This is a genomic window from Janthinobacterium sp. GW458P (genome assembly GCF_002127585.1).
In the GTDB taxonomy this organism is placed as follows: Bacteria; Pseudomonadota; Gammaproteobacteria; order Burkholderiales; family Burkholderiaceae_D; genus Janthinobacterium.
In genome coordinates this window covers 1-24,148 of record NZ_NEGZ01000084.1, presented here as the reverse complement: position 1 = coordinate 24,148, position 24,148 = coordinate 1, and the positions used below count along the sequence as shown (strand labels likewise).

Here is a 24,148-nt window from a genome sequence, read left to right as displayed (position 1 = left end):
GTCGACAAGCTGGAAGACGTGGGACCGGCGCTGAAGAAGGCGATCGCCATGCAGATGAATGAAGGCAAGACGACCATCATCGAAATCATGTGCACGCGCGAGCTGGGCGACCCGTTCCGCCGCGATGCGCTGAGCAAGCCTATCCGTCACCTGGACAAGTACAAAGATTACGTCTAAGTAAGCCGGCCTGTGAGGATCTGGCTTGTGACCAAATTCTCACAAATTGTCACGGAAACATCATAATTTCATTAAAGAATACAAGGCGTCCCGTTTTTTGGATTATTTGATTTGACAAGGCCATGCTTAAGGCTTAAATTCAATAAAAGACAAAAAACGGAACGTAGCGTATCAAAAACGATTTACGGAGACCACCATGAACCACCCTGTACCGCACACCGACGCCGTCACCATCGACTTCCTGCAAGCGTTCGGCGACGCCTGGAACCGCCACGATATCGACGCCCTGATGGCCGCCATGGCCGACGACTGCGAATTCCACGCCGTCGCCGGTCCTGACTTGCTGGGCAAGAGTTTCATCGGCCGCGACGCCGTGCGCGCCGGCTTCGAGCTGGCCTGGCAAACCTTCCCCGACGCGGCCTGGCTCAATCCCGTGCATTTCGTCAGCGGCCAGCGCGGCGTGACGGAATCGACCTTTGCCGGCACCAAGGCGGACGGCACGCGCATCGAGGCGCGCATGGTCGATATCTTTACCTTCCGAGACGGCAAGATTGCCGTGAAGAACGCCTTCCGCAAGGATCGCCCACCCGTCGTCAAAGCTTAAGCCAGCACGTTCACCAGGAATGATCATGAACAAACCTGTCGACACCCCATCTGACGTACTGGGCAGCAGCACGGCCGCCCGCACGGCCTACGATCCCGCCTACGATCCGCTGGTGGCCCAGCGCCCCGGCCACGGCAATGCCTACGCGCCCACCTACTGGATAGGCACGGCCGGCGAGCCGCCCGCCGACGACGGCCCCATCACGCATGACATCGACGTCGACGTAGCCATCATCGGTTCCGGCTTCACGGGCCTGTCCTGCGCCATTTTCCTGGCCCAGGAACACGGCATCAAGGCCACCGTGCTGGAAGCGAACCGGGTCAGCTGGGGCTGCAGCACGCGCAACGGCGGCCAGGCCCAGTGCACGACGGGCCGCCTGAAGCGCTCGCAGTGGATCGCCCGTTACGGCATGGACACGGCCCTGAAACTGCACACGGAAGTGTGCGACGCAATGCAGACCTTCAAGAAGATCACGGCCGACATCGATTGCGACCCGCAGCCGGGCGGCCACCTGTACATCGCCCACAAGGCGAAAGCCATGCCCGCGCTGGAAAAAGAAGCCAAGGTCATGCGCGAGATCTTCAAGTACGACGCGCGCATCCTCGACGCCGACACCGTCAAGCGTGAATTCGTCGACGACAAGGAAGCGGCTGGCGCCCTGCACGAGCCGGAGGGCATCGGCATCCACGCGGGCAAGCTGGCCTTCGGCTACCTGCGCAAGGCGCGCGCGCTGGGCGCCAAAGTGCATCCATCGAGCCCCGTGATGGGCTGGGAAACGCGCAACGGCGTGCATTACCTGCAAACGCCGGGCGGCGTGGTGCGCGCCCGCGCCGTGGCCGTGGCCACGGGCGGCTACACCTCGCCCCACCTGCATGCGCAAGTGAAGAACCGTTTGCTGCCTATCCTGTCCAATTCCATCGTCACCCGTCCCTTGACCGCGGCGGAAATCGAGGCGTGCAACTTCCGCACCCACCAGGTGATCACGGATACGCGCATCCTGCGCCACTACTACCGCTTGATGCCGGACAACCGCGTGCAGATCGGCAGCCGCAGCGCCATCACGGGCGCCGACGCGCCGGACGACAGATACAAACAGTTTTTGATCAACGACCTGCACCGCAAGTTCCCCGCGCTGACCGGTATTCCCATCGATTACTCGTGGTGGGGCTGGGTCGACGTCAGCCACGACATGATGCCGCGCATCGTGCAGCCGGACCCGAAGCAATCGATCTTCTATTCGCTCGGCTACGGCGGCAACGGCGTCATGTATTCGGCGCAGGCGGGCCGGCGCATGGCCGAGCGCATCGCGGGCAAGGCCAGCGACACGGGCTTGCCGATCTTTAATTCGAAATTGCCGTATCCCAACATGATGGAACTGGTCGAGTCGCAAGCGTTCGCCCCGTTCCGCCGCCTGGGCCAGCGCTTCCTGTACCGCTGGTATCACTTGAAGGATGAAGTGTTTTAAATAGCTGTAGCCGTACTAAGCCGCCGTATGGTTGACAAAGAGCAACCAGCGGCGCCATCCGCAAGGATGAGATTGCCCGAACGTTCACACATAACAATAACTTGGAGTGAGACATGAACACCTACACGAGCAAAACCCCGAGCAAAACCCCGAGCAAAACGGTTTTTTCAACGCTGCGCCGCGCCGTCCTCGGCACCCTGGTGCTGGGCGTGGCGGTCGCATCGAGCGGCACGGCCTTCGCGCAAGGCAAGGAAGTGACGATTGCCTACCAGGAAATCAACGGCCCGTTCCTGGTGGCCATCGCCAGCGGCGAAGTGGAAAAGACCACCGGCTATAAAATCAACTGGCGCAAGTTCGACTCGGGCGCCAAGGTAGCCACCGGCATGGCGTCCGGCGACGTGCAGATCGGCGTCATCGGTTCGAGCCCATTGACGGCGGCCGTCAGCCGCGGCGTCGACCTGCAGCTGTTCTGGATCATCGACGACATCAACGAAGCCGAAGCGATGGTGGCCCGCAACGGCGCCGGCATCAGCAAGCCGACCGACTTGCGCGGCAAGAAGATCGCCGTGCCATTCGTTTCCACCACACACTTCCACACCATGTTCGCGCTGGAAACGTGGGGCATCAAGCCCACGGAAGTGAAGCTGCTCAATATGCAGCCGAACCAGATCGCCGCCGCCTGGGAGCGGGGCGACATCGATGCCGCCTTCGTGTGGGACCCGGCCTTGAGCAAACTCAAGCAAAACGGCAAGGTGCTGGTGACCTCCGGCGAACTGAGCAAGAAGGGCAAGGCCACGTTTGACGGCATGGCCGTCGAGCGCGCCTGGGGCGAGGCGAACGCCGACTTCATGGCCAAGTTCGTCAAGGTGATGGCCGCCGCCGACGCCGACTACCGCGCCAATCCGAAGGCGTGGACCATTGATTCCCCGCAAGTGAAAGCCAACGTCAAGCATTCGGGCGCGGCCGCCAAGGACGTGGCCGCTTCTGTGGCCCTGTACGCCTATCCATCGCTGCAGGAACAGGCTTCGCCGGCCTGGCTCGGTGGCGGCGCGAAAGGCGGCGTGGCGCAAGCCTTGCTGGCCACGGCGCAGTTTTTGAAAGCTGAAGGCAAGATCGACAGCCTGGCTCCCGATTACGCCAAATATGTGACACCCAGGTATGCCCAGGCCGCCGGCCTGCTGAAGTAAACGTGGTGCGATGGCGCGCCCGCGGGCGCGCTGACTGAACAGAATGCGTTGAACTGAAGTGACTACACCTATGCGGGGCACATGATGGAAAATCTCTACGTCAAGGATGTCAGCGTGATTTATCCGGGCAAGACGGCCGGTGAACGCGTACATGCCTTAAATAATATCAATCTGACTATCAACAGCGGCGACTTCGTCGTCGCGCTGGGCGCCTCGGGCTGTGGCAAGACAACCTTGCTGAGCCTGATGGCGGGCTTTATCGCCCCGTCCAAGGGGGAAATCATGCTTGGAGACAACAAGGTGGAAGGGCCGGGCGCCGACCGCGGCGTGGTGTTCCAGAAGCACGCCTTGCTGCCGTGGCTGAACGTCATGGAAAACGTGGAATTCGGCCTCAAGCTGCAAGGCGTGCCGAAAGCCGTGCGGCGCGAACAGGCGGCCAAGAACCTGGCGCTTGTCGGCTTGAAGGACTTTCACGACAATATGATTTATCAGTTGTCAGGCGGCATGCAGCAAAGGGTCGGCATCGCCCGCGCCCTGACCAGCAATCCCGCCATGCTGCTGATGGATGAACCGATGGCGGCGCTCGACGCGCTGACCCGCGAAACTATCCAGGAGTTGCTGCTCGATATCTGGGCCAAGTCCAGCACCATGTTCTTCTTCATTACCCACAGCGTCGACGAGGCGCTGTTCCTGGCGAACCGGCTGATCGTCATGTCGCCCCGTCCGGGCCGCATCACGCACACGTATGAACTCGATTTCAACAAGCGCTTCCTCGAATGCCGCGATGCGCGCGCCGTGAAATCGAGCCCGGACTTCATCAAGATGCGCGAAACGGTGCTCAACATCATTTATGGCGACGAACGCGCCGTCAACAAAGAGCTGGAGGTGTCCCATGCATAGCCCATCCGCCGTGGGATTTCCTCCCACCACAGCCAAGCGCGCCGGCTTTTTTGGCCGTCTGTTCGCCCCCCGCTGCGCCATGCCCGGCGAAGCGTTCGGCGCGCCGGGGCAGGGCAATTCCAGCCGCATCGCCACCGTCACCGTCATCGCCGTGCTCTTGCTGTGGTTAGCCGTGACGGCCAGCGGCCTCGTGAAACCGCTGTTCCTGCCGTCGCCGCAAGCCGTCTATGAAAAATTCATCATGGCGGCCACCACGGGCTTTGGCGGCGCCACCCTGTGGGAACACACGGTGGCCAGCCTGGTGCGCGTGTTCGGCGCCTTCGGCCTGGCTTGCCTGTTCGCCATCCCCGTCGGCGTGATGATGGGCGTCAACCGCGTGGCGCGCGGCATCTTCGATCCCTTGATCGAGTTCTACCGTCCGCTGCCGCCCCTCGCTTACTTGCCACTGGTTATCATCTGGTTCGGCATCGGCGAGTTTTCGAAGGTCTACCTGATCTTCCTGGCCATCTTTGCGCCGATGGCGATCGCGGCCCGCGCCGGCGTCAGCTCCGTGTCGCTGGAGCAAATCCATGCGGCCTACTCGATGGGCGCCACGCGTTTCCAGGTCATCGTGCACGTGATCCTGCGCGCCGCGATACCGGAGATCCTCACCGGCATGCGCATCGGCATCGGCGTGGGCTGGACCACCCTGGTGGCCGGCGAGATGGTGGCGGCCACGCGCGGCCTTGGCTACATGGTCCTGAGCGCTTCCGAGTTCCTCGCCAGCGACGTGGTGATCATGGGCATCATCGTGATCGGCTTCTTCGCTTTCCTGTTTGATTTGATGATGCGCTACCTCGAACGTACCCTCGTGCCATGGAAGGGCAAGGTGTAAGACGTTCCCGGGGAGTGGCGCGCACGCCACAAGTGTTGCGCGCCGCTTCCCTTTTTTTTAACCATTGCCGTGCCGATGTCGAGGCCGGCTCAACGTAACGCCCGGCAACGCCCCTTACTTTTCTCCCAGCGTGTTTTGCCCTCAGGCAACCGCGCCGGGCCGCTGCATTTCCAGATTGACTTATGGCATGCAGCCAACCAGACTGATTTGATGATGTATCGATGCTGCTTGACGGTGTTGCCTATATAAAACAAAGCCGCGCGGCAGGAACCAGCCGCAGCAGGCGAGGGCGCACCGGGCTTCAGAGATTTTCAGGAGACAAAACATGATTAGCGAATCGCATAACAGTACCGGCTTGCAGCACTCGCTGAAGCAACGCCACATGAGCATGATCGCCATCGGCGGCGTGATCGGCGCCGGCCTCTTCGTCGGCAGCGGCGTCATCGCCAAGGCCGCCGGCCCGGCCGCCATCCTTTCCTTCCTGCTCACGGGCGGCCTGGTCGTCCTGATCATGCGCATGCTGGGCGAGTTGGCCTCGTCCCTGCCCGTGGTCGGCTCCTTTTACGAATATGCGCGCCTGGCCTTCGACGACAAGCCGAAAGTGTCAAAATTCCTCGGCTTCATGAGCGGCTGGATGTACTGGTATTTCTGGGTCGTCGTCGTGGCCCTGGAAGCTATCGCCGGCGCCAAGCTGGTCAATTTCTGGCTGCCCGACGTGCCCTCGTGGGCCATCAGCCTGGTCTTGCTCGTCTCGATGACGGTGCTCAACCTGTTCTCGGTAAAAGCCTTCGGCGAATTCGAGTTCTGGTTCGCCTCGATCAAGGTGGTCGCCATCGTCGTCTTCCTGTTCGTCGGCGCCCTGTTCATCACGGGCAGCTTGCCTAACAGCATCCCGACCCTGGGCTTCCTGACCAGCCATGGCGGCTTCATGCCGCACGGCTGGGGGCCTGTATTGAGCGGCGCCGTCGCCGCCACGGCCTTTTATTCGGGCGCCGAAATCGTCACCATCGCCGCCGCCGAAACGTCGGACCCGGCCAAGGCCATCGCCCGCGCCACCAATTCCGTCGTCATGCGCGTGCTGATGTTTTATGTGGGCTCGATGTTCGTCGTCGTCTGCATCGTGCCCTGGGATACGCCGGCCATCGCCACGCCTTTCGTCAGCGCCCTGACGGTCATGAACATTCCGTACGCGGCCCACATCATGAACGCCATCATTTTGACGGCCGTGCTGTCGGCCCTGAATTCCAGCCTGTATGCCTCGTCGCGCATGATCTTCGCGCTGACGCGCCGCGGCGACGCGCCCACGGGCCTGGTCAAGCTGAGCAAGAATGGCGTGCCCGTTCGCGCCATTTTGTTCAGCACCCTGTTCGCCTACTTCGCCATTGCCGTTTCGTATGTGTCGGCCGACCTGGTTTTCCCCTTCATCGTCAATTCCTACGGCATTCTGATCCTGTTCGTCTACCTGCTCATTGCGATATCTCAATTGCGCCTGCGCCGCCGCCTGGAACGCGAATGCCCGGAACGCATCAAGGTGCGCATGTGGCTGTTCCCTTACCTGACGTATTTCACCATCTTCGCCATGCTGGTGATCCTGGGCGCCATGAGCGTGTCGTCCGATACGGAGCAGCGCGTGTCGTTCTGGTTCGGCTTGTTGAGCGTGGTCATCATGAGCGTCATGTACTACATCAAGAAACTGGTCAATGACGACCGCAACGGCGGTGCCTCCGCCGACACCAAAGTGGAGCTCAAACATGTCTGACACGACCTTGTTGCCTGCAGGACGGCGCCGCTTCCTGCGTCAGACGGCCGCCCTGGGCGCCGCCGCCGTGGCGGGACCGGCGCTTGCCGCCTCCGCTTCCGCTACCTTGCCGTTTGAAAATGGCGAGCGCGAACTGGTGGCTTTCCCGCAAAAGCGCCCGCTGATCCTGCTGACCAGCCGCCCGCCCCAGCTGGAAACGCCGTTCAGCGTCTTCAATGAAGGCGCGATTACCCCCAACGACGCGTTTTTCGTGCGCTACCACTGGAGCGGCTTGCCGACCAGCATAGATGGCGGCAGCTATCGCTTGCGCATCGCCGGCCTCGTGAAAACGCCGCTGGAATTGTCGCTGGCGCAGCTGAAACAGCTGGCCGATCCCGTGGATGTGGTGGCCGTGACGCAATGTTCGGGCAACAGCCGCGGCTTCTTTAGCCCGCGCGCCAACGGCGGGCAGCTGGGCAATGGCGCCATGGGCAATGCCCGCTGGACGGGCATCCCCCTGAAAACCGTGCTGGAAAAGGCCGGCATCGCGGCCAGTGCCGTGCAAGTGGCCTTCAACGGCCTGGAAACGCCGCCCGTGGGCGACGGTCCCGACTTCCAGAAAGCCTTGTCCGTCGAGCACATCATGGCCGGCGACGTGCTGCTGGCCTGGGCCATGAATGGCGAGGACATTCCTTTCCTCAACGGCTATCCGCTGCGCCTGATCGTGCCGGGCTACTACGGCACCTACTGGGTCAAGCACCTGAGCGACATCACGGTGCTCGACAAGCCCTTCGACGGCTTCTGGATGAGCACGGGCTACCGCATCCCCGACAACGGGTCCGGCTTCATCGAGCCGGGCACGCCCGTGGGCAAGACGACGCCGATCAGCCGCCTGAACGTGCGCTCCTTCATTACCAGCGTGCAAGATGGCGCGCAAGTGAAGGCGGGGCGCGACCTGGCGCTGCGCGGCATCGCCTTCGATGGCGGGCAGGGCATCAGCGAGGTGACCGTGTCGGTGGACGGCGGCCAGACGTGGCAGGAAGCGAAGCTGGGCAAGGACCTGGGGCGCTTCTCGTTCCGCGAGTGGACCATGCTCATGAAGGCGCCGCGCAAGGGCAGGCACGTGCTGATGGTGCGCGCCGTCAACCGCATCGGCCAGAGCCAGCCCATGAAAGCCCTGTGGAATCCCATGGGTTATATGCGCAACGTGGTGGAAACCACGCGCATCGACGCAGTGTGAGGAGAATGCCATGCTGACAAGAACACTCGCCGCCGCCGTGACCCTGATGCTTGCCGGCAGCGCCGGCGCGCTGGAAATCCATTTGCCACCGGAAACGGCCACGTATAAACCCAGCGATTTGCCCGGCTACCAGCTGGTGCAGCGCAACTGCATGACCTGTCACGCGGCCCAGTATGCGTCGAGCCAGCCGCCCGCCTCGCCGCGCGCCTACTGGGAAGCGACCGTCAAGAAGATGAAAAAGCCGTTCGGCGCGCAGTTTGACGACGCGGACATGCCGGCCATGGTCGACTACCTGGTGAAAACCTATGGCGCGGAGCGGGGCGCCGCAGCGCCTGCCGCTTTAGTGAAGCCCGCCGCGGCCGCTGTCGTGGCCGCCAGCGGCAAGGATGCGAAAACCTTGCTGGCAGCCAATGGCTGCATGGCTTGCCACGCCATCGAGCAGAAGGTGGTCGGCCCCGGCTTTGCCGAGGTGGCCGCCCGCTACAAGGGCCAGGACGGCGCCGCCGCCGTGGCGGCGAATATCCGCAGCGGCGGCGCCGGCAAATGGGGACCCGTGCCCATGCCGCCGTTCAGCCAGCTCAGCGTAGCCGACGCGGCCACGCTGGCCAAATATGTGCTGTCCAGGTAACGCCCGGCCAGCCCGGCCGCATCGCTGATCTTCTCTTCCTTTCCGCCAGCGTCCGCCACGTCAGCCCCCGGGTCCGACGTGGCGGACGCCCGCCGCGCCGGTTTTCCTCACTGCGATCCATACAGGCTGCCCCTCCCCCGCGTGGCGTCGCCGCAATGAGTTTTCAATAATATTATTTATCTATTGATAATTCGTTTTTGCAAGAATGTGACGTGCCAATGAGCAATAAAAAAGTGTGTCACGCGAGGCGGATCTGCGTATGTAAAAAATAACATTGTTTTGTATTGTGCTAATGCCAATATCTTGTCTGCTTTGCCGGCGGGTGGCGTGCTGGGAATACCATGTTGATAGTGTTTATATATTAACGTTGTTGTTATTGAGCAACGATGTTTTTCGTGGGAAGGCGCATTTTGTCGGCATTTTACGGGTTTTGCCGTGATTGCAGTCGAGGCTGCACCAATGTGGTGAGCGAGGCCATCAGGCAGGTATTTTCTCGTCCGATGAAGGGCTAAAATGGATCAATGTTGCTGAAGGGAATTTAATTTTTCGATTGTCATCGTATTTAACAATGATATCAAAAAATACTGCTTTTCAGCTCTTGTATTCCCCCGTCATTGCAGCCGCTGGCGGCGAGCATGGGCGCGGGCGCGCTGCCAGAAAGGACGACCTTGAACACCAAATTACTTCCCCTGACCCTGCTGCTTCTGATCCAGACCGCCTGGGCCGTCGATCCCCCCGGCGCCGGCAGCCAGCTGCAGCAGATTCCCGCCGCGCCCCAGTTGCCGAAAACGCCGCCGGCCATCCGCGTGCAGCAGGGCAACGTGCCGGCCGCCACGGTGGGCGACGCCACGCGCATCACCGTGCAGCGCCTGCGCATCACGGCGCCGCCCGTGTTTGCCGAAAGCGAGCTGGTCGCCGCCACGGGTTTTGTCCCCGGCAGCGAGCTGACCCTGGGCGAATTGCGCGCCATGGCGTCAAGAATTGCCAGCTATTACCAGAACCGCGGCTACTTCCTTGCGCAGGCCTATCTGCCGGCGCAGGATATCGAGGATGGCGTCGTCGCCATCGACGTGCTGCCGGGGCAATATGGCCAGGTGCAGCTGCGCAACCAGAGCAAGCTGTCCGACGGCCTGGCCGGCACCATATTGGCCGGTCTCGACGGGCAGGTGATCGCCACGCCGCCGCTGGAACGGCGCTTGCTGCTGTTGTCGGATTTGCCGGGCGTGCAGGTGAGCTCGACCCTGGCGCCGGGGGCGTCCTTGGGCGCGTCCGACCTGATCGTCGACGTGCAGCCCGGTTCGCGTTTCAACGGCAGCATCGACCTCGATAACCAGGGCAATCGCTACACGGGCCGCAACCGCATCGGCGCCACCCTGAACATCAATGAACTGGCCGGCCTCGGCGACGTGGCCACCGTGCGCGCGTTTACCTCGGCCGACGGCCTGAACTATGCCCGCCTGGCCTACCAGGGGCAGGCGGGTCTGCTGCGCCTGGGCGGCGCCTACACGTATATGGATTACAAACTGGGCAAGGAATTTGCCGTGCTTGACGCCAAGGGCACGGCGAAGATCGCCAGCGCCTACGGCAGTTATCCGCTGATCCGCTCGCGCAGCAACAACCTGTATGCGCAAGTGAGCTACGACGACAAGAAATTCCAGGACCGCACGGAATCGACGGGCAGCGTCAACGACAAGACGGCCAGGGTGTGGATGCTGAACCTGAATGGCGACAGCCGCGATGGCTGGGGCGGCGGCGGCGCGAGCACCTATTCCATCACTTTTACCACGGGCAAGATCGGCATCGGGACGCCGCTGGCGCTGCTGATCGACCAGCTGACGGTGAACAGCAATGGCCACTTCCATAAACTCAGCTTCAATGCGGCCCGCGTGCAAAGCCTGGGCGACGAGACGAGCTTGTTCGGCGTGCTCAGCGGCCAGGCAGCGTCGAAAAACCTCGATGTCTCCGAAAAGATGGGCCTGGGCGGCGTAGGCGGCGTGCGCGCCTATCCGGGCGGCGAGGCGTATGGCGACCAGGGCTATGTGCTGAACCTGGAGCTGCGCCGCAACGTGACGGCGTTCGCGGCCTTCCCGGGCCAGCTGCAGGTGCTGGCCTTTGCCGACACGGGTACCGTCAGGCTGAACCGCGACGCCTGGAGCGCCGGCGAGAACCGCCGCACCCTGAGCGGCGCCGGCGTGGGCGTGACGTGGGCGGGCGCCAATGCGCTTGTCCTGAAGGCGTATTACGCGCACAAGCTGGGCAGCGCCAAGGCGACCTCGGCACCCGATGCGGCAGGCCGTTTCTGGCTGCAAGCCATTAAATACTTCTAATTAAGACACGTTAATACAATCAGGACACTGCCATGAACCGCATCTACCGCTCCATCTGGAACCAGGCTACCGGCGCCTACGCCGCCGTTTCCGAAAACGTCAAATCCGCCGGCAAGCGCTCGCTGCCCGGCGGCAGCGGTGGCGGGGCGCATTTTGCCTTGACCGGCATGGCGGCGGCCCTGATGCTCGGCTATGGCTCGCTGGCCCTGGCGGGGCCGGCGGGCGGCACGCTGGTGGCGGGCCAGGCGACGATCGACGGCGCGCCGGGCGCCACGGTGATCAGGCAGGGCAGCCAGAACGCCGTGATCAACTGGGCCAGTTTCAATATCGGCAAGGGCGAGTCGGTGCAGTTCCAGCAGCCCAACAGCAATGCGGTGGCCCTGAACCGCGTGCTGGGCGGCGACGGCACTACCATCCTGGGCAACTTGTCGGCCAACGGCAAGGTGTTCATCGTCAATCCGAACGGCATCCTGTTCGGCCAGGGCGCGTCCGTAAACACGGCCGGCCTGGTGGCGTCCACCCTGGACGTCAGCAACGCCGACTTCATGGCGGGCAAGTACCAGTTTTCCGGCAATGGCACGGGGAAAGTCCTGAACCAGGGCAGCATCAGCGCGCCGGGCGGCTACGTGGCCCTGCTGGGCGCGCACGTCACGAACGAGGGCACGATCACGGCGCGCCTGGGCTCGGTAGCCCTGGCGGCCGGCAAGGCGATCACGCTGGACGTGGCCGGCGACGGCTTGCTCAATGTGGCCGTCAACACAGGCGCCGTGGGCGCTTTGGTCAGCAATGGCGGCCTGATACAGGCCGACGGCGGCAGCGTGGTGCTCACGGCCAAGGCGGCGGGCGACTTGCTGAAAACCGCCGTCAACAACACGGGCGTGATCGAGGCGCACACGATAGCCACGCGCGGCGGCACGATCAAATTGCTCGGTGACATGCAAAGCGGCACGGTGCACGCGGCCGGCACGCTGGACGCCGGCGCGCCCGACGGCGGCAATGGCGGCTTCATCGATACTTCGGCCGCGCACGTCAAGATCGGCGATGCGCTGAAGGTGACGACGGCATCGAGCAAGGGCCTGGCCGGCACCTGGCTGATCGACCCGAGCGACTTCAATATCGCCGTTTCCGGCGGCGACATGACGGGCGCTTTCCTGAGCAACTCCTTGAAATCGGGCAATGTGCAGATCCAGAGCGTGTCGGGCGGCAGCGGCACGCAGGGCAACATCAACGTCAACGACAACGTCAACTGGACCGCCAACAAGCTGACCCTGACGGCGCAGAACAATATCAACATCAACAAGGCCATGCGCGGCGCGGGCACGGCCAGCCTGGCGCTCGAATACGGCCAGAGCGGGGTCGCCGCCGGCAACCTGTCGACGTACAACGTCAAGGCCGAGGTGGATTTGCCATCAGGCAATAACTTCAGCACCAAGCTGGGCAGCAATGGCGGCGTGACCGTGTATCAGGTGATCAACAGCCTGGGCGCCTTCAACAGCACCAGCGGCAGCGACGTGCAGGGCATGCAGGGCAATTTGTCCGGCAAGTACGTGCTGGGCAGCAACATCGATGCGCGCGGCACCTCCGGCTGGGATGGCGGCAGGGGATTTGCGCCCATCGGCAGCGATGCGGCGCCTTTCACGGGCACGCTCGACGGCCTGGGCCATGAAATCGTGGGGTTGACGATCAGCCGCCCTGACGTGCCCGTCGGCATGTTCGGCAGTATCGGTGCCGCTGGTGCCGTGCGCAATCTGGGTTTGAGCAATGTCAACATTGCGGGGTCGGCAGCGACCTATGGCGCCAGCTACGCGGGCATAGGCGCGCTGGCTGCCGCCAATAATGGCAAGATCGATAACGTGTATAGCAGTGGTGCCGTGAGCGGCTCCGGCTATGTCAATCTGGGCGGACTGGTGGGCATCAATGCAGGCACGATCAGCAATAGCCGCGTCTCCGGCACGGTCGTCTCCGCGGGCGATCCCGGGCCGGGCGGCTACGGCGCGGCAGGCGGCTTTGTGGGCCTCAATGCCGTAGGCGGCTTGATCAAGAACAGTTCCAGCTCCGCCACCACCAGCTCCACGCGCTACGTGGCGGCCGGGCTGGTGGTCACCAACTCCGGTGCGATCAACGATAGCTATGCGACGGGCACCGTGAACGCAGGAGCCAACTATGGCGGCGGCCTGGTCAGCTTTAACAATGGCAGTATCAGCAATAGTTACGCGACCGGCGCGATGAACGCCTCGGGCAGTGCCGGCGGCCTGGTGGGGACCAATAACAGCGGCAGCGCGACCATCAGCAATAGCTACGCGACGGGCAAGGTCACCTCCACCGGCGGCTATGTCGGCGGCCTGGTGGGCCTGTTGCGCGGAACCTTGAGCAACAGCTATGCGACGGGCGACGTGCAGACCACCGGGCTGGCCGGCGGCGTGGTCGGCTACAACGTGGGCGGCACCATCACGAATGTCTATACCACCGGTAAGGTGACGGGCGGCGGCGCCAGCGTGGGCGCCATTGTCGGCGAGCACAATTCGGGCTCCGTCAACCGCGCCTATTTTGACAGCACGATCAATTCCGGCCTCAATGGCATCGGCCAGAGCTTCAATGGCGCCACCTCGAATGCGCAAGGGCTGAGCACGGCGCAGATGCTGGTATCGAGCAACTATGTGGGGTTCAATTTCACGACCACGGGCGGCGCCACCGGCAATAATTGGGTGGCGGTCAGCGCCGACGGCACGCTCAATGGCGCTGCCGGCACGCGCCCCATGCTGGCGTCGGAGTGGTCAAATACCATCAATTCCGCGCACCAGCTGCAATTGATGGCGATGAACAAGACTGCCAGCTACACCCTGGGCAGCAGCTTCAGCGCCGCCACGACGGCGGCCAATGGCCAGGATATCTGGGGAACCACGGGCTTCATCCCCGTCGGCACGGCAGGTTCGGCCTTCACGGGCAGCCTCGACGGCACCGGCCATATCATTTCCAGCCTGACCATTGCCAAGGCGGGCGTGAACAACGTGGGCCTGTTCGGCGCCATCGGCAGCGGGGGCGTGGTGGCGAATGTGGGCTTGTCCGGCGGCAGCGTGACCGGAGGGACGAATGTGGGCGCCCTGGCCGGCAGCAATGCCGGCACGATCAGCGGCAGCTTTGCCACCGGCGGCGTGACGAGCACGTCCACCGGAGGCGGCCTGGTGGGCAGCAATACGGGCACGGTGGTGGACAGCTATGCCAGCGGGACCGTGAGCGGCACCAGCATCGTCGGCGGCCTCGTCGGCAGCAATGGCGGCAGCATCGCCAACAGCTATGCGAATGGCGGCGTAAGCGGTTCCGGCAGCGTGGGCGGCCTGGTGGGCGCCAGTACGGGCAGCGCCACGGGCAGCTATTGGGACACGACGGCCAGCGGCCAGGCGAATAGTATGGGCGGTACGGCCATGACGACGGCGCAGCTGAAAAACCTGTCGAATTACACGGGCGCCGGCTGGGAACTGGCGCAGATGTGGGTGGTCTACGACGGCCAGAGCGCGCCTTTCCTGCGCTCGTTCATGAAGCAGATCGCCGTGCGCGTTTCCTACGACAGCAAGGTGTATGACGGCGTGGCCTACGCAGGCGGCAGCAATAGCGTCACGTATTCGAACACGGTGGCAGGCGCCAGTCTGCTGGGCACGCCCGTGTATGCGGGCAATGCCGCCGGCGCCGTCAATGCGGGCACCTATGGCGTGTCGGCCAGCGGCCTGTACGCTTCGGGCGGCCAGTCCGGCTACGCCATCAGCTATATCGATGGCGGCCTGGTGATCACGCCCAAGTCCGTCACCCTGAGCGGCGCGGCGGTAGGGGACAAAGTGTACGACGGCACCACCGTGGCCGCCATCAGCGGCACGCTGAACGGCGTGCTGGCGGGCGACCTGGCCAATGTCAGTTCGACCGTGAATGGCACGTTTGCCAGCAAGAATGCCGGCAACGGCATCGCCGTGACGGTCAACGCGGCCCTGGGCGGCAGCGCCGGGGGCAACTATGCGCTGGTGCCGGTGAACGGCTTGACGGGCAATATCAGCAAGGCCACCATCAGCGGCGTGAGCGGCATTGTTGCTGGAAACAAAGTGTATGACGGCACTGCCACGGCCAGCCTGAACACGGCAGGCGCCACGTTTGCGGGCATGATCGGTGGCGACAGCCTGAGCGTGTCGGGCGCCAGCGGCAGTTTTGCCGACAAGAACGCGGGCACAGGCAAGACGGTCAGCATCAGCGGCATCGCGCTGGGCGGCACGGATGCCGGCAACTACAATTTGACCGGCACCACGGCCAGCAGCAGCGCCGACATTAGCAAGGCCACCATCAGCRGYGTGACCGGTATCGTTGCCGGAAATAAAGTGTACGACGGCGGCACGGCCGCCAGCCTGAACATGGCTGGGGCGTCGTTCACGGGCATGGTGGGCGGCGACAACCTGACGGTCTCGGGCGCCAGCGGCACGCCTGAACATGGCTGGGGCGTCGTTCACGGGCATGGTGGGCGGCGACAACCTGACGGTCTCGGGCGCCAGCGGCAGCTTTGCCGACAAAAACGCGGGCAATGGCAAGACGGTCAATATCAGCGGCATGGTCCTGGGCGGCACGGACGCTGGGAATTATGATTTTACCAATGCCACGGCCAGCAGCACGGCCAATATCAGCAAGGCCACCATCAGCGGCGTGAGCGGCATTGTTGCTGGAAACAAAGTGTATGACGGCAGCACGGCCGCCAGCCTGGATGCGGCGGGCGCCACGTTTGCGGGCATGATCGGTGGCGACAGCCTGACGGTCTCGGGCGCCAGCGGCAGCTTTGCCGACAAGAACGCGGGCACAGGCAAGACGGTCAGCATCAGCAGCATCGCGCTGGGGGGCACGGATGCCGGCAACTACAATTTGACCGGCACCACGGCCAGCAGCAGCGCCGACATCAGCAAGGCCACCATCAGCRGYGTGACCGGTATCGTTGCCGGAAATAAAGTGTACGACGGCGGCACGGCCGCCAGCCTGAACATGGCTGGGGCGTCGTTCACGGGCATGGTGGGCGGCGACAACCTGACGGTCTCGGGCGCCAGCGGCAAGCCTGAACATGGCTGGGGCGTCGTTCACGGGCATGGTGGGCGGCGACAACCTGACGGTCTCGGGCGCCAGCGGCAGCTTTGCCGACAAAAACGCGGGCAATGGCAAGACGGTCAATATCAGCGGCATGGTCCTGGGCGGCACGGACGCCGGCAATTACAACCTGGCCAGCGACACGGCCAGCAGCAGTGCCAATATCAGCGCCAAGGCGCTGACGCTGACGGGCTTGACTGGCAACAATAAAGTCTACGACGGCACAGCCAGTGCGAACCTGGCCGGCGGCACCCTGAATGGCCTGGTCAATTCGGAAACCCTGGCCTTCACTGTCCAGGGAGCAAGCTACAGCGACAAGAACGCGGGCACGGGCAAGGCCATTACGGTGGGCGGCGTGAGCTTGAGCGACGGCAGCGGCCTGGCCGGCAACTACACGCTGAGTACGCCAAACGGCATGACGGGCGATATCGCGAAGGCAACGATTTCCAGCATTAGCGGTTTGAGCGCCCTGGACAAGATCTATAACGGCAACCTCAACGTCAGCGTCAATCCCGGCCAGGCGGTGATCAACGGCAAGATCGCCGGCGACGATGTGCAATTGTTCAGCGCGAGCGCTGCCTTCACGGATAAAAACGTGGGCAGCAACAAGGCCGTCAATATCACGAATATCACCTTGTCCGGCAGCGATCTGGTCAATTATGACTTCCTCAACAATACGGCCAGCGCCACGGCCAGTATCACGCCCAAGGCCGTCACCCTCTCCGGAGTGACTGCGGGCAATAAAGTCTACGATGGCACGACAGCGGCAGTCTTGTCGGGCGGCACCCTGACCGGCATGGTCGCGGGTGAAACGCTGGGCTTCAGCGGCGGTGTCGGCAGCTTTAGCGACAAGAATGCCGGTACTGGCAAGGTGGTGACCATCAGCGGCGCCAGCTTGCAGGATGGCACTGGACTGGCCAGCAATTACGCCTTCAGCAGTCCCGCCAACGTGAACGCCGACATCAGCAAGGCGACCATCAGCGGCGTGACAAACGTGGGCGTCAACAACAAGACCTATAACGGGCTGGCCGACGCCACGCTGAACGGCGAGGCAACCTTCAATGGCAAGATCGGCAACGATATCCTGACCGTGGCCGGCAACGGCGCCTTCAGCGACAAGAATGCGGGCACGGGCAAGACGGTGGCGGTCAGCGGCATCACCCTCGGCGGCGCCGATGCGGACAACTACAACCTTGCCAGCACGGTTGCCAGCGGCACGGCCAGCATCACGCCGGCGTCCATCAGCGCCATTTCCGGCATCGTGGCGGCAAACAAGGTGTATGACGGCGGCACGGCGGCCAGCCTGAACCTGGCGGGCGCCAGCTTCAATGGCATGCTGGCCGGCGACGTCCTGAGCCTGGCCGGCGGCCCCGTCCTTGGCGCGTTCAGCGACAAGAATGCGGCAACGGGCAAGACCGTGAACATCAGCGGTCTGGGCCTGGCCGGCGCCGATGCGGGCAACTACGTGCTGGCCAGCAGCCTGGCCAGCACCACGGCCGATATCACGCCGGCGGCCCTGACGGTCAGCGCCACCGGCATCAACAAGGTGTACGACGCCAGCACGAACGCCGTCGTTTCCTTGCGCGACAACCGTATCGGCAATGATCAGCTCAATATTGCCAGCAATGGCGCCAGTTTCAGCGACAAGAATGCGGGCGCGGGCAAGACGGTGACGGTGGCGGGCATACGCCTGAGCGGGGCGGATGCGGGCAATTACGTGGTCAACACCACGGCCAGCACCACGGCCACGATCTCGCAGGCACTGCTGACGGTGAAAGTCGACAATGCGGCAAAAGACCAGGGACGTGCCAATCCCGACTTCAGCGCCAGCTACAGCGGCTTGCTCGGCGGCGACACGCTGGCCGCCGAAGTGAGCGGTCAGCTGGCCTTCGGCACGCCGGCGACGACGGCTTCCGCGGCAGGCAATTATCTGATCTCGGCCTCGGGCCAGGCGTCGACCAATTACGCCCTGAATTATGTGGACGGCGTGCTGAAAGTCAATCCGACGGAAGCGCTGCAAAGCGCCGTTGCGAACGTGATCGCGGCTGTTGCCGTGGCGCCGTCGCAGGGCAATATGGTGCAGGCCGACATGATCGTCAGCGGCGAGACGGCGCCAGGCAAGCCTGCCGCCGCGCAGGATGCGCCGCGCGAGGGTGAGAAGGGCGGCTCGGGCAGCGCGCCGCTGGTGCAGCTGGCCGGCAACGTCGTCAGCAATGTCTTGCCAGGCCTGCGCCTGAGCGTGGTGGACAGCGGCTTGCGCTTGCCGGTCGAGGTTTCCGTCGGTACGCGCCAGGATAGCCAGTAAGGCCCGCCGCGTCACCAGATGCCGGCGCCGGAGTGCCGCTTCGTGTTTCGAGGCGGCATTTTCATGCCTTCGCATCGTCGCAACAATTTTACAATGGCTGCATCATCCTTGTTTTCCGTCAGAGGCGCAGCGCTGAACAGAAAGTACAATCGCATGACTTCCCATTTCATCGGCGTGGCCGGCTTGCCCCGCGCGGGCTCCACCCTGCTGTGCCAGCTGCTGGCGCAGCATCCCGAACTGCATTGCGAAGGCAACAGTTCCCCCTTGTGCAACGTCTTGCTGGGCATGCGGCGCATGGTCAGCGACGACGCGTTTTTCCTGTCGCAGCTCGACAGTACCTTCGACGCCAGTTACGGCCACCTGAAAACGGCCATGCAGGGTTTCCTGCGCGGCTGGTACCAGGATTGCGGCAAGCAGGGCGTGGTCGACAAGAACCGCGCCTGGCTGCATTGCGTGGAAATGCTGCTGCAGCTGGCGCCGGAAGCGAAGATCATCGTCTGCTTGCGCGAGCTGGGACAAGTCTACGGCTCCATCGAAGCGCAGCACCAGCGCACCATCCTGGTCGACTTTGTCGACCACCTGGCCGATTTCGACCGCCTGGGCCGGGCCGACATGCTGTTTGCCAAGGACCGCACCATCGGCGCTCCCCTGAGTTCCCTGCATGCCGTGCTGGACCTGCCCGTCGAAGTGCAGCAAAAGCTGTATTTCGTGCGCTTCGAGGACTTGATGGCGCGGCCCGTGGAATGCATGTCCCACCTGTACGCGTGGCTGGGCCTGGCGCCACTCCGGATCGATCCGCACGATCTTGCCGTGGGCATCCAGGAAAGCGATAGCCACTACCGCATGAAATACACGCACCGCCAGCAGGCGGCGATCAGCGCGCCCGGGCAGCATGCGATTCCGCCGCGCATTCAGGCGCAGATCGAAAGCGCCTATGGCTGGTTTTACGACTTGTATTATCCGCAACATCAACGCTTGGCAACGCCATCCGTCTGAAAACGCGTGCGGCAGTGCTAATACCACTTGCCGCGCCATCGCTTGCGCGGTATTGCCGGCAGTTGCCGCAAACGCCGGTTTTTTCGATCCGCTCACTCTTCGCCTGCAGCGCCGTGGCCGCGCCGCCTGAAGTCACTGGTATTGTAAAAAACACCGTTTCATAAAACCACTTGACTACCAATTTTCGGCGCCGCATTCTTGGTGCAGAAAGCCGACGCTTCGCTGCGCTTTCTTTACGTACAACATAAAAAGCTACTTCGATAGTTTTCGTATAACGTTCAGGAGACAATGTGAAGACACGGCAATCACGCCGGCTGGCTACGCCATTCATGGCCGGCCTGCTGGGTAGCGCGCTGCTCGCTTGCGGCGGCAATTCCACCACCGAACCCCCATCGACCCTGCTGGCCGCCGCGGCCGCCAGCGACAATTGCCTGGCCTGGAGCGCCAGCGCCGTCTACACGGCGGGCCAGTGCGCCGTCTACGACGGCAAGGTCTACCGCGCCAAATGGTGGGTGCAGGGCACGGCGCCGAACAACGACCAGTGGGGGCCGTGGAGCCTCGATACCGCCACCCCGACACCCACCCCGACGCCTACCCCGACACCGACGCCCACCCCCACCCCCACCCCGACACCGACACCCACGCCAGGCGGCGTGCCCACCAGGGCCCAGGCCGAGGCCAACGAGGCGGTGCTGACGAACAATGAGTTCTTCCGCAAGGTCAAGGCCTCGATCCGCACCCTGGGCAATGCGGCCGTCGAAGCCGTGCAGCCGGGACTGGCCGGCAATCCCCTGAACGTCAGGCGCGTCGAGCGCCTGCTGCCGGCGGCAAAGTGGGATTACTATTTTGCCGCGCGCGATACGAGCTACACCTACCAGCGCTTCCTGCAGGCCGTGGCCAAGTTTCCCGCCGTGTGCGACGACTACAGCGACGGGCGCAATGCGGACGCCATCTGCCGCCACAGCCTGGCCACCATGTTTGCCCATTTCGGGCAGGAAACGGGCGACCACAACGCCAGCAGCCCGCTGCCGCAATGGCGCCAGGGCTTGAAGTATTTGCGCGAGCTGGGCTGCGATGAAACGGGCGCCGGCTGCGGCTACAACATCGAGTGCGCGGATCCCGTCTTCAACAAGGTATGGACGTGCGGCAAGAATGCCGACGGCAGCTTCAAGAAGTATTTCGGCCGCGGCGCCAAGCAGCTGTCCTACAACTACAACTATGGGCCGTTTTCGCAAGCCATGCATGACGGCGATCAATCGGTGCTGCTGAAAAATCCGGACCTCGTCGCCTCGACCTGGCTGAACCTGGCCTCGGCCACCTTCTTCTTTGTCTATCCGCAACCGCCGAAACCGTCGATGCTGCACGTGCTCGACGGCACCTGGGTGCCGAACGCGGCCGACGTGACGGCAGGGGCGGGCAACAATTTCGCCACCACCATCATGATCATCAACGCCGAATGCGGGCAGGGCACGGAAAAGCAGGCCGCGCAAAACCGCATCGATTACTACAAGCAGTTTGCCGCCGACATGGGCTGGGATTATTCCGGCGAGCAATTGTCCTGCGCCAACATGCAACGCTTCACCCCGGCCAGTTCCGCCGCCTACAACATTTATTGGGAAAAGAACTGGAGCGCCGGGGGCGACAACCAATGCCAGCTGGTCAGCTATCAGACGCCGTACAGCGCCTTGATCGCCGGAAACTACGTGAAATGCGTGGAAGCCAACTGGAATGTGAAATTGCAGTAAAGCAAGTGCAAGACAGCCGGCCAGGGATAACAGTTGACAAGAGCCCCTGCAGGGGCCTGCAACAGCGCTCGATGTACAACCATAACGGAGACCAATATCACATGAAATCGAATGCATTATTGATGGCCTTGCTCAGCGGCGTGCTCGCCGCTTGCGGCGGCGGCCAGGAAGGCACGACGGCCACGCCGAACACCCTGCTCGCCGCCGTCGAGGCGTGCGCCGTCTGGGATGCCGCCACCGTCTACACGGGCGGCCAGTGCGTGCTCTACCAGGGCGTCAGCTACAAGGCCAAGTGGTGGACGCAGGGCAATGTCCCCAGCGCCGCCGACCAGTGGGGCCCATGGGCCGTGATCGATACGCCAACGCCAACGCCAACGCCAACGCCAACGCCGACGCCGACGCCGACGCCAACGCCAACGCCAACGCCAACGCCAACGCCAACCCCGACCCCGACGCCAACCCCGACGCCGACGCCGACGCCGACGCCGACGCCGACGCCCACCCCTACGGCCTGTCGTCCGGACGGCCTGATCTCGGCCGTGCCGAATGTGCCGTATTGCAAGGTCTATGACGCGAACGGCCGTGAAGTGCTGGGCAACGGCTTGAACCGGCGCATCGTCGGCTATTTCGCCAGCTGGCGCACGGGCGTCGATGGCAGCCCGACTTACCTCGTGAATAACCTGCCGTGGGACAAGATCACCCACCTGAACTATGCATTCGCCTCCGTCGACCCGGCCACGTCGAAAATCGCCATCGGCAGCGGCGCGGCCAATCCCGATACGGGCCTGACGTGGCCCAACGTGCCGGCCGCGGCCATGGACCCGTCCCTGCCGTACAAGGGCCATTTCAACTTGCTGGCGCAGTACAAGAAAAAGTATCCTGGCGTCAAACTGATGATTTCCGTGGGCGGCTGGGCCGGCAGCGGCGGCTTTTATTCGGCCACGACGAATGCGGACGGCAGCGTGAATACGGCCGGCATCAACACCCTGGCCGATTCCATGGTGGCCTTCGTGCGCCAGTACAACTTCTTCGATGGCGTCGACGTTGATTACGAGCACCCGACGACCAACAACGAGGCGGGCAATCCGATCGACTTCCCCGCGTCGAAACCGCGGCTGGCCGGCCTGATGACGAGCTACAACGTGCTGCTGAAAGTGTTGCGCCAGAAGCTCGACGAAGCGGCCGTGCAGGACAACAAATACTATCTGCTGACCATCGCCGGTTCCGCTTCGGGCTGGGTCTTGCGGGGCGAGGAAAACATGTCGGGGTTGAAATACCTCGATTACGCCAGCCTGATGTCATACGACTTGCACGGCGCGTGGAACCAGTATGTGGGGCCGAACGCGGCGCTGTTTGACGACGGCAACGATGGCGAGTTGCGTGCCGGCAATGCCTACCAGTACCAGAACATCGGTTACCTGAATACGGACTGGGCCTACCGCTACTACCGGGGCGCCTTGCAGGCGGGGCGCATCAATATCGGCGTGCCGTTCTACACGCGGGGCTGGAAGGATGTGACGGGCGGCACCAACGGCCTGTGGGGCACGACGCCGCTGATCAGTTCCACCGTCACCTGCGCCGGCACCAAGACGTGCGGCACGGGCGCCACCGGCATCGACAACGTGTGGTTCGACCTCGATTCTCAGGGCAAGCCGACGCCGGGTGGCGGCAACCCCATCTGGCATGCGCTGAACTTGCAAAACGGCATAGTGCCTAGCTACCTCGACGCCTATAAAGTCACGGACAAGGCGCTGGTGGGCAGCTATGTGCCGTACTACAGCAGTACCATGGTGGCGCCGTGGCTGTGGAATGCGACTAAAAAAGTATTCATTTCGACGGAAACCACGCAATCGATCGCGGCCAAGGCCCAGTACATCGTCAACAACAATATCGGCGGCGTGATGATCTGGGAAATGGGGGGCGACTATGCCTGGGATGCCACGCGCAATGGCGGCAAGGGCGAGTATTTCATGGGCACCACCCTGACGGACGTGCTGTACCAGGCCTTCCGCACGGCTGGCGCGTATGGCAACAAGCGCGCCGAGATCGCCATGCCGGCCACGGCGGCCAACGTCAGCATCACCCTGGGCGGCTGGAAGCTGGGCGACAACAACTATCCGATCAACCCGGTGATGACGGTGAAGAACAACACCGCGTCGACCTTGCCGGGCGGCACCGTGGTGGAGTTCGACTATCCCGTCTCGGCGCCGTCGGACATGAGCGACCAGTCGGGCTTCGGCTTGACGGTGATCAATGCCGGTTACACGGGACCGAACAATATCGGCGGCTTCACGAAGAACTACAACCGGGCCCGCTTTGCGATTCCCGCCTGGCAATCGCTGGCGCCGGGCGGCTCCGTGGCGCTGACCCTGAACTACCGCCTGCCGATCTCGGGACCGGCCAACTACACGGTCACGGTGGGCGGCACCAAGTATGCGCTGACGCAGGAGTATCCGGAACTGCCGGTGGCCTTGCCCTAAGTTGCTAATGCCATAAAGTAAAAGGGCGGAACCGCGGTGCCGCCCTTTTTTCGGGGTCAGACCCGACGGGGTACTGTTGCCCAATGGGTAACAGTCCGATCACGCAGTGACCGACCCCGGCGTGCTTCCGGGTTTAGCTTAGAACCAGGTTTCCACCTGGAAACCGTACGACGTGCCGCTGGTATTGTTGTTGTACACGGGACCGGAGTTGTTCGAGGCGTTGACCGAGGCGGTGGCCGCATCGTTCCATTTGCCATAGGTCACGAAAGCGCGCAGTTCAGGACGCGACCACAGGCCGGGACCGGCCGAGATCGTCGGCGCGATGGTCAGCTTGGTCAGGCGCTTGGCCGGCAGGCCGCCCGCCTGCCGCCCGCCT

At 63.3% G+C, this 24,148-nt stretch carries 15 protein-coding genes and 1 pseudogene; 15 read left to right on the top strand and 1 reads right to left on the bottom strand.

Features of this window, described 5'->3' with window-relative positions:
- The first annotated feature begins 373 nt into the window (after positions 1-373).
- The 15 genes and pseudogenes from CBW50_RS26850 (at position 374) to CBW50_RS26775 (ending at position 23,772) form a co-directional block, all read left to right on the top strand.
- A complete protein-coding gene (locus CBW50_RS26850) occupies positions 374-781 on the top strand; it encodes a nuclear transport factor 2 family protein (protein ID WP_086148338.1) in 408 nt (135 codons plus the stop codon).
- A 25-nt stretch (positions 782-806) separates the two neighbouring features.
- The gene (locus CBW50_RS26845) at positions 807-2,246 is read left to right on the top strand and encodes an FAD-binding oxidoreductase (protein WP_086148337.1); all 1,440 of its coding nucleotides are present in this window, start codon (positions 807-809) and stop codon (positions 2,244-2,246) included.
- A 113-nt stretch (positions 2,247-2,359) separates the two neighbouring features.
- The gene (tauA, locus tag CBW50_RS26840) at positions 2,360-3,433 is read left to right on the top strand and encodes a taurine ABC transporter substrate-binding protein (protein WP_086148336.1); all 1,074 of its coding nucleotides are present in this window, start codon (positions 2,360-2,362) and stop codon (positions 3,431-3,433) included.
- An 84-nt stretch (positions 3,434-3,517) separates the two neighbouring features.
- A complete protein-coding gene (locus CBW50_RS26835; protein ID WP_070219220.1) occupies positions 3,518-4,333 on the top strand; it encodes a taurine ABC transporter ATP-binding protein in 816 nt (271 codons plus the stop codon).
- Between the two features lie 79 nt (positions 4,334-4,412).
- Positions 4,413-5,207, top strand: a complete 795-nt coding sequence (locus CBW50_RS26830; protein WP_226936506.1) for an ABC transporter permease subunit — start codon at positions 4,413-4,415, stop codon at positions 5,205-5,207.
- 325 nt (positions 5,208-5,532) lie between these two features.
- Positions 5,533-6,966, top strand: a complete 1,434-nt coding sequence (locus CBW50_RS26825; protein ID WP_086148334.1) for an amino acid permease — start codon at positions 5,533-5,535, stop codon at positions 6,964-6,966.
- The gene (locus CBW50_RS26820) at positions 6,959-8,185 is read left to right on the top strand and encodes a molybdopterin-dependent oxidoreductase (protein WP_086148333.1); all 1,227 of its coding nucleotides are present in this window, start codon (positions 6,959-6,961) and stop codon (positions 8,183-8,185) included. The genes CBW50_RS26825 and CBW50_RS26820 overlap by 8 nt, the downstream gene beginning before the upstream one ends.
- 10 nt (positions 8,186-8,195) lie before the next feature.
- The gene (locus tag CBW50_RS26815; protein ID WP_086148332.1) at positions 8,196-8,813 is read left to right on the top strand and encodes a c-type cytochrome; all 618 of its coding nucleotides are present in this window, start codon (positions 8,196-8,198) and stop codon (positions 8,811-8,813) included.
- A 668-nt stretch (positions 8,814-9,481) separates the two neighbouring features.
- Positions 9,482-11,140: a ShlB/FhaC/HecB family hemolysin secretion/activation protein gene (locus CBW50_RS26810; protein ID WP_226936502.1), complete on the top strand. Its 1,659-nt coding sequence runs from the start codon at positions 9,482-9,484 to the stop codon at positions 11,138-11,140.
- 32 nt (positions 11,141-11,172) lie between these two features.
- Positions 11,173-15,759 (top strand): S-layer family protein, encoded by a 4,587-nt coding sequence (locus CBW50_RS26805; RefSeq protein ID WP_086148330.1) that lies wholly within the window; start codon positions 11,173-11,175, stop codon positions 15,757-15,759.
- Positions 15,650-16,201: pseudogene (locus CBW50_RS30135) on the top strand (YDG domain-containing protein); the annotation flags it as partial. The gene CBW50_RS26805 and the pseudogene CBW50_RS30135, both read left to right, overlap by 110 nt.
- A 22-nt stretch (positions 16,202-16,223) precedes the next feature.
- Positions 16,224-18,551 (top strand): S-layer family protein, encoded by a 2,328-nt coding sequence (locus tag CBW50_RS26790; RefSeq protein WP_172404905.1) that lies wholly within the window; start codon positions 16,224-16,226, stop codon positions 18,549-18,551.
- Positions 18,552-18,704: 153 nt separating this feature from the next.
- Complete coding sequence (locus CBW50_RS26785; RefSeq protein WP_086148326.1) at positions 18,705-19,547, top strand: sulfotransferase; 843 nt, start codon at positions 18,705-18,707, stop codon at positions 19,545-19,547.
- Positions 19,548-19,837: 290 nt separating this feature from the next.
- Positions 19,838-21,292, top strand: coding sequence for a glycoside hydrolase family 19 protein (locus tag CBW50_RS26780; RefSeq protein WP_253252009.1), 1,455 nt, complete (start codon positions 19,838-19,840; stop codon positions 21,290-21,292).
- 101 nt (positions 21,293-21,393) lie between these two features.
- Entirely contained in the window at positions 21,394-23,772 is a 2,379-nt protein-coding gene (locus tag CBW50_RS26775; RefSeq protein WP_086148324.1) for a glycosyl hydrolase family 18 protein, read from the top strand.
- A gap of 138 nt (positions 23,773-23,910) precedes the next feature.
- Here the strand turns inward: CBW50_RS26775 and CBW50_RS26770 are convergent.
- On the bottom strand, positions 23,911-24,148 hold a 238-nt coding region (locus CBW50_RS26770), incomplete at its 5' end, for a carbohydrate porin (RefSeq protein ID WP_139842664.1).